This is a genomic window from Pseudomonas taeanensis MS-3 (genome assembly GCF_000498575.2).
In the GTDB taxonomy this organism is placed as follows: Bacteria; Pseudomonadota; Gammaproteobacteria; order Pseudomonadales; family Pseudomonadaceae; genus Aquipseudomonas; species Aquipseudomonas taeanensis.
The window spans coordinates 1-15,368 of record NZ_AWSQ01000015.1 but is presented as its reverse complement, the minus strand read 5'-3'; the positions used below and the strand labels follow the sequence as shown (position 1 = coordinate 15,368).

The window sequence follows — 15,368 nt, the reverse complement described above, 5'->3', positions numbered from 1 at the left end:
TACCAACTGAGCTAACGACCCAAAAATGGTCGGGGTAAGGGGATTCGAACTCCTGACATCCTGCTCCCAAAGCAGGCGCGCTACCGGACTGCGCTATACCCCGATAGAAAGATTGGCTCCGCGACCAGGACTCGAACCTGGGACCCAATGATTAACAGTCATTTGCTCTACCGACTGAGCTATCGCGGAACTACTGGCTTTCAAACCTCTTCTACTAGGCTTTGGCCTAAACCGTTTCCCGTATCAGAGGCGCGCCATTTTACGGTTTCAGAACGCCCTGTCAACCCCTTAAATTGCTTTAGTGACAATGCTTTGCAGACGCGCGATGGCGCTGCTATATCTGTGATGACTGCGGTCACAACAAGACGCTTCAGTCGCCAGGACTCAACTAGGAAAGTCCATGAGCTCTCAGGACACACCCCCACACTCCCCAAGCATCACGCCAGCGCTTGCAAGCCGAGGTATTCAGCCGCGTTCTGGTGAGCTGGTACAAAGCTGTCGCAAGCTGGTGATGAACCGTCTGGCCGAGCACTTGGCCGGGGTGTTTGGCCAAGTCGACGACACCCTGTTCGAATACGCGGAAAAAGCCGAGAACAATCAGGTGCAGACCTTGTTCTTCGACAGCATGCGCGAGATACGCAAGCAACGCCCGCTGGCCGAGCGTATCTATCATCAGAAAATCGCCCAAGGCTTCGCCGACTTTCTCGATGGGAAACTCGAGCCACAGCAGGCCGCCGCAGAGCTGGATGCCGAACAACTGACCCTGGTACAGAATGAAGAGTACGAAGAAAGCCTGCTGGTCACCAACATGGTCAACCGGGTCAAGGCCCGCTGCGCTCAGCCGTTATTCGCATTGGAACAACGCCTGGCCTTGCTCAATAACGGTAAAAAGCTAAGCGAAGACAATAATCCATTCGGCCCGCAGATCATCGCCCAGGCATTTCGCGAGGCCATGGCACCTTGCCCGCTGCAACTCAGGGTGAGGGCCGTCCTTTACACATTGTTCGACCAGCACGTCATGCATAACCTGGACAGCCTGTATGCGGCGCTCAATCAACGGCTGATCGAGGCCGGTGTGCTGCCCAACCTCAAATACAGCGCACAGCGCAATGCCAACCTGGAGCGGCCGAGCAAGGCACCGGCAGCATCCACTGCTACCGAACAATCGACAGTCAACGCCAACGCCGCACCGGCCTCGAGCCCGTCAAGCACACCTGGCGGAGATTCAGCCCCCGCTGCGCCGCTCGACCTGAACGGCCCTCCACCCAGCGATCCGGCTCTGCTCTTGAGCGGTCTGCGCAACCTGCTCGGCGAGCACCGCCAACGCGGCATTGATGCCCCGCTATTCGGTAACACCCGCAGCATCGCCAGTTTCGCGCCGCACGACGCCAGCCACATCTACAGCGCCACGGAACTGCTCGAGGCGCTAAACCGCATGCAGCGCCAATCCGCCGATGATCTGGCGCAGCGCCGGCACAGCCCACAACAGGTCGAAAGCCTGAAAACCGACTTGCAGCAGCAACTGGAATCCCATAGCCAGCAGCCCGATCAACATAAACTCTCGGATCAGGAAGCCGATGTGATCGACCTGGTCGGCATGCTGTTCGACTTTATCCTCGACGACGACAACCTGCCGGATACCTGCAAGACCGCGCTCTCCCATCTGCATACGCCCTACTTAAAAGTCGCACTGCAGGACAAGGCGCTGTTCACCCAGCACCACCACCCCGCGCGCCGCTTACTCAATGCCATGGCCCAGGCTGGGGTGCTGTACGGCAGCGAAGGCGATGAGCGCGGCCTGCTGGCAAAGATGCAGTGGGTCGTCGAGCGCGTCATCCATGACTTCACGGGTGACCTGCACCTGTTTACCACCCTGCTGGAAGATTTCAACGAATTCGCCACCCCCCTCAAACACAAAGTCGACCTGCGCGAACGCCGCGCAGTAGAAACCGTCAAAGGTCGTGACAAACTGCTAGCCGCACGCCAACAGGCTGTCGAAGCGATCGCCCACTGCCTGAACAACCGCGAACCGCCGCGCATCATCCGTGACTTTCTGGAGCTCACCTGGACCGACGTACTGGTCTTCGTATTGCTGCGACACGGCGATGACAGCAGTGAATGGCTACGCTCCCGCGAAGTGGCCGAACAAATGGCCTGGAGTGGCACGCCGCAGGACGATGCCGGGCGTGAACGCCTGCAGGCATTGCGCGCACCGCTTCTGGAGGACCTGCGTAAAGGCCTGACCTTGCTTGGCGGCTATCATGAGGACGGCATCCGGCGCCTGCTGCAGGACTTGGTCGCCTGTCAATACGCCGTGCAGGCCAAGCAACCCCAGGTCGCAGCCAAACTCAAGGCTAACCTGCCGCCAAGCCAGCTTGGCGCCATGCTCGGTGAAGATGCCGAGCTCGCCAGTCTCGCGCCACGCGAGTCGGGCTTATCACCTCGCGCTCAGGTGCTCGCCAAACAGCTCGGACAGATCGGCTTCGGCACCTGGTTTGAATTCGTCACGGGCGAGCAAACCCGCACGCTGAAACTCTCCTGGTTCAGCCCGACCACGCACAATTACATGTTTGTCGACCATAGCGGACAGCGTGCGGCAATCAAGCCACTGGCCCAGCTGGCCAGCGAAATGGAACAGGGCCTCGCCCGGATCGTCACCGCCGAACACGATGCCCCCCTGGTAGATCGCGCGCTTACCGCCATTTACCACGTCCTGCAGCGCTTTACTGGGCGCACAGCCAATACCCACTAAGGAGCCCCAATGGAAGAGCGTCGTCAACACGACCGTCATAGTACCGAGCTGCAGCTGGAAGTCTTCGAGCTGCACAGCGGACGACGCCTGGGCCGGGTGGTGGACCTCTCCGCCGAAGGCTTCATGTTGTTCAGCGATACGCCGCAAACTGCCGACACCCTGGTCGAGTGCCGCCTGGTCAGCGAGCAGGTGATAGAGGGCGTTTGCGAGATAACGCTCGGCGCCGACTGCCTCTGGAGCCGTCCAGGCGCCGACAACAAACATTGCTGGGCGGGCTTCCACATCATTGACCTGGCCGAGGATCAGGCCGTAGCGCTCGAGGTGCTACTCAAACACCTGTGAACGGTTTACTCCACCCAGAGTGCCAGTTGTCGCTCCGTGTATATGCAGCCAGACTGCCGCCAATACAGTCAGGCAAAGTCCCATAAAAACACCCCGGACGGCCCATGCCGTACCGGGGTATTTTTTATTGCCCAGGCCCTAGGCAAACACGATTTCGTCGCCCTCGACCGTGCCAGCGACACTGCTGCCGGGCTCGAGCTTTCCAGCCAGGATCAGCTGCGCCAATGGGTTTTCGACCCAGCGCTGGACCGCCCGCTTCAAGGGCCGCGCGCCATAGACAGGGTCGTAGCCGATGGCGATCAGCTTATCCAGGGCCTCGTCGCTCAGCGTTAGACTCAGCTCTCGCTCGGCCAGCCGCTGACGCAAACGGTCCAACTGGATTTGTGCGATACCGGCAATCTGCTCGCGAGCCAGCGGCTCGAACACCACCACCTCGTCGATGCGATTGATGAACTCGGGACGGAAATGACTGCTCACCGCATCCATCACCGCCGCCCGCTGTCCCTCAGGGTCACCGACCAGCTCCTGGATTTGCACGGAGCCGAGGTTGGAGGTCATCACCAGTACGGTGTTCTTGAAGTCGACAGTGCGCCCATGGCTGTCGGTCAGACGACCATCCTCCAGCACCTGCAATAACACGTTGAACACATCCGGGTGAGCTTTTTCCACCTCATCGAGTAGCACTACCGAGTAAGGCTTGCGCCTGACCGCCTCGGTCAGATAACCGCCCTCTTCGTAGCCGACATAGCCCGGCGGCGCACCGATCAGGCGAGCCACCGAATGCTTCTCCATGAACTCGGACATGTCGATACGTACCAGCGCCTCTTCGGTATCAAACAGAAACTCCGCCAGCGCCTTGCACAGCTCGGTCTTGCCCACCCCGGTCGGGCCGAGAAAGAGGAAGGAGCCGCTCGGTCGATCAGGATCGGACAAGCCCGCGCGTGAACGCCGCACCGCATTGGCCACGGCGACCACCGCCTCGTTCTGACCGATCACCCGCCGATGCAGCAGGCCTTCCATTTTCAGCAGCTTGTCGCGCTCGCCTTCGAGCATTTTCGACACCGGGATACCGGTCCACTTGGAGACGACTTCGGCAATCTCTTCCTCGGTGACCTTGCTGCGCAGCAGTTGATTCTCGGTCTTGCCGTGCTGATCGACCATCTGCAGGCTGCGTTCCAGATCGGGGATGATGCTGTACTGCAACTCCGCCATACGCTCCAGGTCACTCTTGCGCCGCGCAGCCTCGAGTTCCTGACGGGCCTGCTCGATCTTCTCCTGGATCTGCGCCGAGCCCTGCACCTCGGCCTTTTCCGCCTTCCAGATATCTTCCAGGTCGGCGTACTCGCGCTCCAGCCGGGCTATATCCTCTTTCAGTTTCGCCAGGCGCTTCAGTGCGGCCTCGTCCTCTTCCTTCTTCAGCGCCTGAGCCTCAACCTTGAGCTGAATCAGGCGACGCTCCAGACGGTCGAGCACTTCCGGCTTGGAGTCGATTTCCATGCGAATGCGGCTGGCCGCCTCGTCTATCAGGTCGATGGCCTTGTCCGGCAACTGCCGATCGGCGATATAGCGGTGACTCAGCTTGGCCGCTGCGATGATCGCACCGTCGGTGATCGCCACCTTGTGGTGCACTTCGTAGCGCTCCTTCAGGCCGCGGAGGATGGCGATGGTGTCTTCCTCGCTCGGCTCATCGACCAGGACCTTCTGGAAGCGCCGCTCCAGCGCGGCGTCCTTCTCGATGTACTGGCGGTATTCGTCCAGGGTGGTGGCGCCCACGCAGTGCAGCTCGCCACGTGCCAACGACGGCTTGAGCATATTGCCGGCGTCCATGGAGCCCTCGGCCTTGCCGGCGCCGACCATGGTGTGCAGTTCGTCGATAAACAGAATAATTCGACCTTCCTGCTTGGACAGCTCACTGAGCACCGCCTTCAGGCGCTCCTCGAACTCGCCACGAAACTTGGCCCCGGCAATCAACGCCCCCATGTCCAGAGACAGCAGGCGTTTGTCCTTCAGGCCATCGGGCACTTCACCGTTGACGATGCGCTGGGCCAGGCCCTCGACAATCGCGGTCTTGCCCACACCCGGCTCACCGATCAGCACCGGGTTGTTCTTGGTGCGGCGCTGCAACACCTGGATGGTGCGGCGAATTTCATCATCGCGGCCAATCACCGGATCGAGCTTGCCCTCTTCGGCACGTTTGGTCAGGTCGATGGTGTACTTATCCAGCGCCTGCCGGGCCTCCTCGACATTAGGATCATTCACCGCATCGCCGCCACGCATATTAGTAACGGCATTTTCCAGGGCTTTTTTACTCACACCCTGACCGAGCAATAGCTTGCCGAGCTTGGTGCCTTCATCCAGCGCGGCGAGCAGCACCAATTCGCTGGAAATGAACTGGTCACCCTTCTGCTGCGACAGACGATCGGCCTGATTGAGCAGGCGCGCCAGATCCTGGGACAGGTTCACATCACCGGTGGGGTTCTGAATTTTGGCCAGATGATCGAGCTCTTTGCTCAAGGCCTTGCGCAGGCTGTTGACGTCGAAGCCCACCTGCATCAGCAGAGGCTTGATCGAGCCACCCTGCTGCTCGAGCAAGGCCTGCATCAGGTGCAGCGGCTCGATGGCGGCGTGATCGAGGCCGACGGCCAGGGATTGGGCGTCGGACAGCGCGAGTTGCAACTTACTGGTTAAACGGTCGATTCGCATTGCGTCATCCTTCTTTCGTAAAGCAGGCCGGCGCGATAGACACACCTCTAACGAAAGCCTGCCGAGATGAAGACTAGATGAGGTCGATTGTGCGGGATTCAAGCCGAGCGACGTTGATCTGGGTCAGATCGCCCTGCGATGCGCGCCGCCCATCCAGCAACCGTATGCCCCTCTGCTGGGAGACCGAAGACTACCCAGAAAGCCGGGCAGCGCGCGTTGGCTCAGTCGGCCAGCCAGATCAGCGAGGCGAAGCGACCGGTGCGGGCGGCATTGCGGTAGGAGTAGAAGCGCGGATCGCTGTAGGTGCAGAGGCCACCACCGTAGACCGCAGTAACCCCTCGGGCAGCCAGGCGGATGCGCGCCAGCTGGTAGATATCCGCCATAAAGCGGCCCGAGTTGGCACTTGGACTAAAAGCCTCGAGCGTTTGCGGATGCTGACTGACAAAAGCTTCGCGCACCTCCGCACCCACTTCAAAGGCTTGCGGACCGATCGCCGGCCCCAACCAGATTAAGGTTTCCTCCGGCGCGATGAGCAGGGCATCCAGGGTAGCCTCCAGCACACCCGCGGCCAACCCGCGCCATCCGGCATGAGCAGCGGCCACGCGCGTGCCGGCACGGTCGCAAAACAACACCGGCAGACAATCCGCGGTCATCACTGTGCAGGCGACACCTGGGGCATTGCTCCAGCTGGCATCGGCAACCACCAGTTCGCCCGGGGTCGCCCGTGCGACCTCGATGCCATGCACCTGCTGCAACCAGGCCGGCCGACAGCCCAGCTGGCTGAGCAGACGCTGGCGATTCTTCGCCACCGCAACAGGGTCGTCCTCGACGTGCTCGCCGAGGTTAAGACTGTCGAAAGGCGCCGTACTGATGCCGCCCGCTCGGGTCGTGACACACGCCTTGACCCACGCAGGCGCAGGCCAATCCGGTGTCAGCCAGTCATGCGCCCAGGCACTCACCCAATAAACGCCTCACGGTCCTGACGCAACAGCGTCAGCAGCCAGACCAGATCATCCGGCAAGGGCGACTCCCACTTCATGCGCTGCCCGGTCACCGGGTGATCCAGCTCGAGGAAGCGCGCATGCAGGGCCTGACGCGGAAACTCCTTCAAACTCTGCACCAGGGTCTGGCTAGCCGCTGGCGGAATGCGGAAGCGTCCGCCGTACACCGGGTCACCGACCAGCGGATAACCGACGTGGCTCATGTGCACACGAATCTGGTGAGTGCGCCCGGTCTCCAGCTTGACGCGGGTGTGGGTGTGCGAGCGAAAGCGCTCCAGCACCCGATAGTGACTGATCGCCTGCTTGCCGCCGTCGGTCACGGCCATGCGCTGGCGTTGCGAAGAACTGCGGCCGATCGGCGCGTCGATCTTGCCACCGGCGGTGATCACGCCAATCACGATGCACTCATAGATACGGCTGACCGAGCGCTTCTGTAACTGATCGACCAACTGGGTCTGCGCCTGGATCGTCTTGGCCACTACCATCAGGCCAGTGGTGTCCTTGTCCAGACGATGGACGATGCCGGCACGCGGCACGTTGACGATATCCGGCACATGGTGCAGCAAGGCGTTCAGCAAGGTGCCGTCGGCATGTCCGGCGGCTGGGTGAACCACCAGGCCCGCGGGCTTGTTGATCACCAGTAGCTGGTCATCCTCATAGACGATGTCCAGCTCGATATCCTGAGCGATCCATTCGCCCTGGGCCTCTTGCTCGGCGTTGAGCTCCAGCAGAGCCCCACCATGCACGATGTCACGCGGGCGCAGCACGGCGCCATCGACGGTCAAAAGCCCCTCTTTGATCCAGGCGGACAGGCGCGAACGCGAGTGTTCGGCGAACAGTTGGGCTGCGACTTGATCGAGGCGTTGACCGCCCAGATCGTACGGCACCTCGGCGCTCAGTTGAATGGCCAGCTTATTTATAGAAGACATGCTCTGCAACGGCGGGGGCGTAGCCTTTGGTTTCGGCTACACGCTTGTGGTTAAATACGGCGTCTTTGCCCCAGGGGAACCGGGGGTGCTCATCATAACAGGACGGCCTGGTTCAAGACAGCCGCCGTCACAGGGACGCAAGCCGCCATGCAAGTGAAACACCTGCTGCTGATCGCCATCCTCGCCCTCACGGCCGCCTGCTCATCCAAGGATGTAGTGGACGAGAACCTGAGTGAAACCGAGCTGTACCAGCAGGCTCAGACCGACCTGGACAACCATAGCTACACCAGTGCCATCGCCAATTTGAAGGCTCTGGAGTCGCGCTACCCCTTCGGCCGCTATGCCGAGCAGGCTCAGCTGGAACTGATTTACGCCTATTACAAGAACGTTGAGCCTGAAGCCTCCCGCTCAGCCGCCGAGCGTTTTATACGCCTGCATCCGCAACATCCGAACGTCGACTACGCCTACTACCTGAAGGGTCTGGCGTCTTTCGACCAGGATCGCGGACTGCTCGCGCGCTTCCTGCCGCTGGACATGACCAAGCGCGACCCGGGTGCTGCCCGCGACTCCTACAACGAGTTCGCCCAGCTGACCAGCCGCTATCCAACCAGCCGTTATGCGCCGGATGCCAAGCAGCGCATGATCCATCTGCGCAACCTGTTGGCCGCCTATGAAATCCACGTAGCCCACTACTACCTGACTCGCCAGGCATATGTCGCCGCCGCCAACCGCGGCCGCTACGTGGTGGAGAACTTTCAGGAAACCCCGGCGGTCGGCGACGGCCTGGCGGTAATGACCGAGGCTTACCAGCGCCTGACCCTGGACGAACTGGCGGCCACCAGCCTGGAAACCCTGAAGCTCAACTACCCTGAGCATCCGAGCCTGGTCGACGGCCAGTTCGTTCCACTCGAAGAAGAAGCCGATACGCGCTCCTGGCTGGCCAAAGCCACCCTCGGCCTGATCGAGACTGATACCCCGCTGCCACCAGGCGAAACTCGCGCCAGTCAGGACGTGGTCCGCCAATACGAAGACGCCGAGGAGCAGATCCCTGACGAACTCAAATCGACGACCCCGGATCAGGCGAGCGATGCTGATGGCAAGAAGAAGGGTCGTTCCTGGTTCAGCTACATGACCTTTGGCCTGTTCGACTGATACCTCGTACAACCATGAAAAAGGGAGGCCTCTGGCCTCCCTTTTTCATTTCTACTACCCACTTGAATGCGGGTAGCGCTGCACTAAATCACAGCCTCAATCACCAATCCGCCAACCCGAAGTAATCGGGTAACGGCGGTCGCGACCGAAGCCGCGCTGAGTAACGCGCACCCCTACGGCTGCCTGCCGACGCTTGTATTCATTCAGATCGACCAGGCGCAGCACGCGCTTGACCATGTCCTCATCAAAGCCCTCGGCGATGATGGCGTCGGCCGACAGGTCATGCTCGATGTACAGCTTCAATATTTCATCGAGCACGGGATAAGGCGGCAGCGAGTCCTCATCCTTCTGATCCGGCGCCAACTCGGCCGACGGCGGACGGTCGATGACTCGCTGCGGGATCACTCGACCCAAGGTGTTGCGGTACTCACAAAGCCGGAACACCAGGGTTTTCGGCACATCCTTGAGCACATCGAAGCCGCCGGCCATATCGCCATAGAGCGTGGCATAGCCAACCGCCATTTCACTCTTGTTGCCCGTGGTCAGCACCAGATAGCCCTTCTTGTTTGAAATGGCCATCAGCAGCGTGCCGCGGCAGCGGGCCTGCAGGTTTTCCTCGGTCGTATCGCGGGCCATGCCCTCGAAGACCGGCGCCAGGGTGCCCATAAAGGCTTCGACCATGGAGGCAATCGGCAGCACCCGATAGGTGACACCCAGCGCCTTGGCTTCTGCCTCGGCGTCTTCCAGGCTGATCTGCGCGGTGTACCGGTAGGGCATCATCACCGCCTCGACACTCTCGGCGCCCAGCGCATCGACAGCCACCGCCAAGGTCAACGCCGAGTCGATACCACCCGACAGCCCAAGCAGCACGCCCTTGAAACCATTCTTGCGCACATAGTCGCGCACGCCGATGACCAGTGCCTGATAAACACTAGCTTCAAGCTCAGGTAACGGTGCGCAGGTCGCTGAGCGTGGCGTGACTTGTTCGGCGTCCAGGTGCAGGTCAACTGGATACAGCCCTTCATTGAAGGCCGGCACCCGCTGACAAACCTGGCCGCTGGCGCTGACTACACAACTACCGCCATCGAACACCAATTCGTCCTGGCCACCGACCTGATTGACGTAAATGATCGGCATAGCACCTTCGAGTGCGCGCTCGACCAGCACCTCTTCACGCTCACGCTGCTTATCGAGATGGAAGGGCGAGGCGTTCAGACTCAGCATCAGCTGCGCCCCCGCCTCACGCGCCTGCGCCATAGGCTCGGCGAACCAGATGTCTTCGCAGATGGTCAGTGCCACTGCCACACCCTTGATATCAACCACACAGGACTGGCTACCGGGCTCGAAATAGCGCTTTTCATCGAACACGCGGTAGTTGGGCAGTTTCTGCTTGTAATAGCGCGCCAGTAGCTGGCCGTCGGCAATCACCGCGCAGGCATTGTAATGCAGCTCATCCTCCAGCCAGGGGTAACCCACGACCAGATAGATACCGCGCACCTCGTCCTGCAGGCGTTGCAGCCCCTGCTCGATGCGCCTTTGCATGCTCGAACGCAACAGCAGATCCTCCGGCGGATAGCCGCAGAGCGCCAGTTCGGAGAATACGATCACATCCGCCTGCCACTGATCACGGGCGCTGCACGCGGCCTCGATAATCCGCTCGACATTGCCGTGCACATCGCCAACGCGCAAATTCAACTGGGCCATCACGACCCGCAGGGTTTGGCTCATAGCCGCCTCCACAAAGAAATCCCACTTGCGACACCTTCGATAGACAGCATCGCCGCATGCCTGCCATTCTCCCGCATCGGCAGCCGTGGAAACAACGCACAACTATGGTTTAACAGCTCGCCACTCATGCTGAACAGCCAAACAAGGCGGCCTGGCGCTGGGGCCAACCCTGCGTGCACGAAACGCAGACGAGCATCTCGGGCCGGCTTTCTGCGTCGAATGGCCGAGCACAATAAGATTAAACGGCCAGCCAACGACTGTGCTGGCGTGGCTTCCTTGGCTAAACTGCCAGCCTTTAATGATAAGAGAGCCATATGGGCCTATTCCGCCTGCTTTTGCTGATCGCCGTAGTCGCGGCGGCCTTTTGGCTCTGGCGCCGCATCACCCAACCGGCACGCCGCCCTAGCGATAAAAAACCAGGGCCGGTACCCATGGTGCGTTGTGAGCATTGTGGCATCCATGTGCCGCGCGAACATGCATTCGCGCAGGATCAACACTGGTATTGCAGCCAGGCGCACCTCGAACTAGGTCGCAAGCCCGGTGAGCACTGAAGTCCTAGCCCTCAGCGGAACGCAGGGCCGACGCATCCTGCGACTCTATCACCTGTACCGCGTGACCATTGGCCTGGTCCTGATCCTACTGATTTCCAGTGATCTGGATTCACAACTACTGGATATGGCCCACCCTGCTCTATTTCGTAATGGCAGCTGGTTCTATCTGGTTCTGAATATCCTGGTGGCCGTGGTAGTGCAGCGCCCGCGCCGCCTGTCGCAGGTATTCAGCCTGGCTCTGGTCGATGTAATTCTACTGGCCGGCCTGTTCTATGCCGCTGGCGGCACGCCTAGCGGGATTGGCAACCTGCTGATCGTCGCAGTGGCCATCGCCAACATCCTCCTGCGCGGCCGCATCGGCCTGCTGATTGCCGCCATCGCCGCCATCAGCATCATTTACCTGACCTTTTACCTCAGCCTCAGCCGCCCCGCAGCGGCGGCGCAATATGTCCAAGCAGGAGCCCTTGGTGCCCTGTGCTTTGCCGCCGCGCTATTTGTCCAAGGGGTGACACGGCGCCTGCACGTCAGCGAAACCCTGGCCGAACAACGGGCGGCCGATGTGGCCAACCTTGAAGCGCTGAACTCCTTGATCCTGCAACGGATGCGCACCGGCATCCTGGTTCTCGATGGCCAGCACCGGGTGCTACTGGCCAATCAAGGCGCACTGAACCTGCTTGGCTGTGATGAGCTGGCAGGCAAAATCCTCGACCCGCACTGCGCAGAGCTGGTCAAACGCCTGCAACACTGGCTGCATAATCCGACTTTGCGCCCTGCGAACCTACAAGCTTTCGCCGATGGCCCTGTATTGCAGCCAAGTTTTATTCCACTGCAACGGGGCGAGCAACGGCACATCCTGATCTTCCTCGACGATATTTCACAGATCGCGCAACAGGCCCAGCAGCTCAAGCTGGCCTCGCTCGGCCGCTTAACCGCGGGCATCGCCCATGAGATCCGCAATCCACTCGGCGCGATCAGCCATGCCGCGCAACTCCTGCAGGAATCTGAAGACCTGCAAGGCCCGGACCTTCGTCTTACCCAAATCATCCAAGATCACTCACGCAGAATGAACCTGGTGATCGAGAACGTCTTACAGTTATCACGCCGGCGCCAGGCCGAACCACAGTTACTGGACCTGAAATACTGGCTTCACCGCTTTGCCAGTGAGTTCCGCAGTGCGGCGCCGGCAGGACAACAACTCCATCTGGAGACGCTGGGCGGAACCATTCAAACCCGCATGGACCCCCATCAACTGACTCAGGTACTGACCAATTTGGTGCAGAATGGCCTGCGCTACAGTGCGAAAAAAAATCAGCAAGGCCAAGTCTGGCTGAGATTGTTCCGCGACCGAGACAGCGACTTACCGGTGTTGGAGATACTCGACGACGGGAGCGGAGTGCCGCCAGAGCAGCTGCACCACCTCTTCGAACCTTTCTACACCACGGAAAACAAGGGTACCGGTCTGGGCCTGTATATTTCCCGAGAGTTATGCGAAAGCAACCAGGCCCGGCTCGACTACAAGCCCCGTGAAAGCGGCGGCAGCTGCTTCCGTATCACTTTCGCCCATTCACGCAAACTGAGCTGACCATGACCCGCCAGAGAGCCCTGATCGTCGACGACGAACCCGATATCCGTGAACTCCTGGAAATCACCCTGGGACGGATGAAGCTCGATACCCGCAGTGCACGCAACGTCAAGGAGGCCCACGAATGGCTGGCCAAAGAGCCGTTCGACCTGTGCCTGACCGATATGCGCTTGCCAGACGGCAGTGGCCTTGAGCTGGTACAGCATATCCAGCAACGCCACCCGCAAGTGCCTGTAGCGATGATCACAGCTTACGGCAGCCTGGAAACCGCGATAAACGCACTCAAGGCCGGGGCCTTCGACTTCCTGACCAAACCTGTCGATCTCGCCCGCCTGCGTGAACTCGTCGCCACGGCTCTGCGCCTGCGCTCGGCCGAGGATAAAGACCTGCCGGTGGACAGCCGCCTGATCGGCGATTCGCCTCCCATGCGGGCCCTGCGCAAACAAATCCTGAAGCTCGCCCGCAGTCAGGCGCCGGTGTATATCAGTGGTGAGTCAGGCAGCGGTAAGGAACTGGTCGCGCGCCTGATCCACGAGCAAGGCCCACGCAACGAGCGGCCGTTTGTGCCGGTCAACTGCGGCGCTATCCCCTCGGAACTGATGGAGAGCGAGTTTTTCGGTCACAAGAAAGGCAGCTTTACCGGTGCCATCGAAGACAAACACGGGCTGTTCCAGGCCGCCAGTGGTGGCACCTTGTTTCTCGATGAGGTCGCCGACTTGCCCTTGCCAATGCAGGTCAAGCTATTGCGCGCGATCCAGGAAAAAGCCGTGCGCGCAGTGGGTGGTCAACAGGAAGTCGTGGTCGATGTGCGTATCCTCTGCGCCACTCATAAAGACCTCGCGGCAGAGGTTGCCGCCGGACGCTTCCGACAGGACTTGTATTACCGCCTGAATGTCATCGAACTCTGCGTACCGTCGCTGCGCGAGCGCCGCGAGGACATCGCTCTCCTAGCCGAGATCATGCTCAAGCGCCTGGCCGAAGGTACTGGCTTAAGCCCCGCCAGACTCGACACCGATGCTCTGGAGAAACTCAAGTGCTATCGCTTCCCCGGGAACGTACGCGAACTGGAGAACATGCTTGAGCGTGCCTACACCCTTTGCGAAGACGACCAAATTAACGCCAGCGACTTGCGCCTTGCGGAAGCCAGCGCGCCCACCGAAAACGGCGAAGCCAGCCTCGCGCAAATCGACAACATGGAAGACTATCTGGAGGACATCGAGCGCAAGCTAATCATGCAGGCCCTCGAAGAAACCCGCTGGAACCGTACTGCTGCGGCTCAGCGCCTGGGCCTGACATTCCGTTCGATGCGCTACCGCTTGAAAAAGCTGGGCATCGATTAACAGCCGCGCCTTGCCACCCGTATGTGAGAGCGAGCCAAAAGGCGCCTAAGTCAGGCGCCCCCGTGGCGCATAGGGCGCCGGATCGATAATAGGCTGCCGACCCAGCATCAAATCTGCCAACAACTGGCAGGACGCCGGAGCCAACACCAGGCCATTGCGATAATGCCCGCAATTCAACCAGAGCCCCTCAAACCCCGGAACAGCTCCGATAAAGGGAATGCCCTCTGGTGAGCCCGGACGCAGACCGGCCCAATGCCCAACAGGCACGGCCTCGGCCAAGGCTGGGAGCAACTCCACCGCAGAGGCTTTAAGGCTGTCCAAAGCATTCTCGGTGGGCGCCTTGTCGAACCCTGCATGTTCCAGCGTACTGCCAATCAGAATATGTCCGTCCCGCCGCGGAATGGCATAGCGCCCCTTGGCCAGGACCATGCTGGGCAAAAAACTCTCAGCACACTTATATAGAATCATCTGCCCTTTCACCGGCTCGACCGGCAACGCTATCCCTAAACCGGCTAACAACTCCCCACTCCAGGCGCCGGCCGCCACGACAACCCGATCAGCGCGCAGATCCCCAGCCTCAGTGCGCACCCCACAGATGCGCCCACCCTCCTGTATGAATCCTGTCACCGCACATTGTTCGTGTATCGTCACTGTGGGCATATTCAACAGCGCCGCGCGCAATGCCTTGATCAGTCTAGGGTTGCGCACATTGGCGACATTCGGCATATGCAGCGCTCTTGAGTAGCCGCTGCCCAACACCGGCACTGCCTGGTGTACCGCCTCTATAGACACGGCCAGCAACGAACGCTGTTCACGCGCAGCCCAAGCCAGAGCTGTAGCCTCATCTTCGAGGTCCAGCCAATACAACCCGGTGACATATACCTCAGGGTCGATTCCCGTATCACCCAGCAGCCGCGCTGCCAATTGCGGATAGAAATCCTGCGACCAGTGTGCCAGTGCGGTCACTGCCGGGCTATAGCGCCATGGGTAGAGTGGGGAAACGATCCCTCCACCGGCCCAGGAAGACTCTCCACCCAGCCCCCCTTGGTCCAGCAGGCACACGTCCGCCCCGGCTTCGGCCAGTAAGCGCGCCGACAATAAACCTATGGCGCCACCGCCAACTACCAGGATCCGCATAAATTCTCCAAATCAGGCTGCCAAGATGGGCTGTTATACGTCATCGGTACAGCAGTTTTCTACCCAGGCATTGGCACCGCTCAAGCTGTGCCAAGCTAGGCTTAGCACTTCGTCCTGATAAGGCCCCGCTAGTATTTCTGGCACGCAAAGA

The 15,368-nt window shown here is 60.4% G+C and carries 11 protein-coding genes and 2 tRNA genes; 6 read left to right on the top strand and 7 right to left on the bottom strand.

Annotated features, from left to right (window positions below; genetic code table 11):
* Positions 1-26: 26 nt before the first annotated feature.
* Positions 27-103, bottom strand: a tRNA-Pro gene (locus tag TMS3_RS24320).
* A gap of 10 nt (positions 104-113) precedes the next feature.
* A tRNA-Asn gene (locus tag TMS3_RS24315) sits at positions 114-189 on the bottom strand.
* Between the two features lie 211 nt (positions 190-400).
* Between TMS3_RS24315 and TMS3_RS24310 the strand changes: the two genes are divergently transcribed.
* Positions 401-2,752, top strand: coding sequence for a DUF1631 domain-containing protein (locus tag TMS3_RS24310; protein WP_025167887.1), 2,352 nt, complete (start codon positions 401-403; stop codon positions 2,750-2,752).
* A 9-nt stretch (positions 2,753-2,761) separates the two neighbouring features.
* A complete protein-coding gene (locus tag TMS3_RS24305) occupies positions 2,762-3,094 on the top strand; it encodes a PilZ domain-containing protein (protein WP_025167886.1) in 333 nt (110 codons plus the stop codon).
* Between the two features lie 138 nt (positions 3,095-3,232).
* Here the strand turns inward: TMS3_RS24305 and clpB are convergent, their stop codons facing one another.
* From clpB to rluD, 3 genes are all read right to left on the bottom strand, one after another.
* Positions 3,233-5,797 (bottom strand): ATP-dependent chaperone ClpB, encoded by a 2,565-nt coding sequence (clpB, locus tag TMS3_RS24300; RefSeq protein WP_025167885.1) that lies wholly within the window; start codon positions 5,795-5,797, stop codon positions 3,233-3,235.
* Positions 5,798-6,018: 221 nt separating this feature from the next.
* Entirely contained in the window at positions 6,019-6,756 is a 738-nt protein-coding gene (gene pgeF / locus TMS3_RS24295; protein WP_025167884.1) for a peptidoglycan editing factor PgeF, read from the bottom strand.
* On the bottom strand, positions 6,753-7,727 hold the full coding sequence (gene rluD, locus TMS3_RS24290) for a 23S rRNA pseudouridine(1911/1915/1917) synthase RluD (RefSeq protein ID WP_025167883.1): 975 nt from the start codon (positions 7,725-7,727) through the stop codon (positions 6,753-6,755). The genes pgeF and rluD overlap by 4 nt, the downstream gene beginning before the upstream one ends.
* Before the next feature lie 147 nt (positions 7,728-7,874).
* Here rluD and TMS3_RS24285 point away from each other — a divergent pair, with 147 nt between their 5' ends.
* On the top strand, positions 7,875-8,879 hold the full coding sequence (locus tag TMS3_RS24285; protein WP_025167882.1) for an outer membrane protein assembly factor BamD: 1,005 nt from the start codon (positions 7,875-7,877) through the stop codon (positions 8,877-8,879).
* A 96-nt stretch (positions 8,880-8,975) separates the two neighbouring features.
* Here TMS3_RS24285 and TMS3_RS24280 read toward each other — a convergent pair whose 3' ends face one another.
* A complete protein-coding gene (locus TMS3_RS24280; RefSeq protein ID WP_025167881.1) occupies positions 8,976-10,607 on the bottom strand; it encodes an NAD+ synthase in 1,632 nt (543 codons plus the stop codon).
* Positions 10,608-10,921: 314 nt separating this feature from the next.
* Between TMS3_RS24280 and TMS3_RS24275 the strand changes: the two genes are divergently transcribed.
* From TMS3_RS24275 to TMS3_RS24265, 3 genes are read left to right on the top strand one after another with little or no spacing between them, the layout of a single operon-like run.
* A complete protein-coding gene (locus TMS3_RS24275) occupies positions 10,922-11,158 on the top strand; it encodes a PP0621 family protein (RefSeq protein ID WP_025167880.1) in 237 nt (78 codons plus the stop codon).
* Positions 11,148-12,740 carry a two-component system sensor histidine kinase NtrB gene (locus tag TMS3_RS24270; RefSeq protein WP_025167879.1) on the top strand — a complete coding sequence of 531 codons (1,593 nt, stop codon included), beginning with the start codon at positions 11,148-11,150 and terminating at the stop codon, positions 12,738-12,740. The genes TMS3_RS24275 and TMS3_RS24270 overlap by 11 nt, the downstream gene beginning before the upstream one ends.
* 2 nt (positions 12,741-12,742) lie before the next feature.
* Entirely contained in the window at positions 12,743-14,080 is a 1,338-nt protein-coding gene (locus tag TMS3_RS24265) for a sigma-54-dependent transcriptional regulator (RefSeq protein ID WP_025167878.1), read from the top strand.
* Between the two features lie 45 nt (positions 14,081-14,125).
* Here TMS3_RS24265 and thiO read toward each other — a convergent pair whose 3' ends face one another.
* Complete coding sequence (thiO, locus tag TMS3_RS24260; RefSeq protein WP_025167877.1) at positions 14,126-15,217, bottom strand: glycine oxidase ThiO; 1,092 nt, start codon at positions 15,215-15,217, stop codon at positions 14,126-14,128.
* Positions 15,218-15,368: the final 151 nt, after the last annotated feature.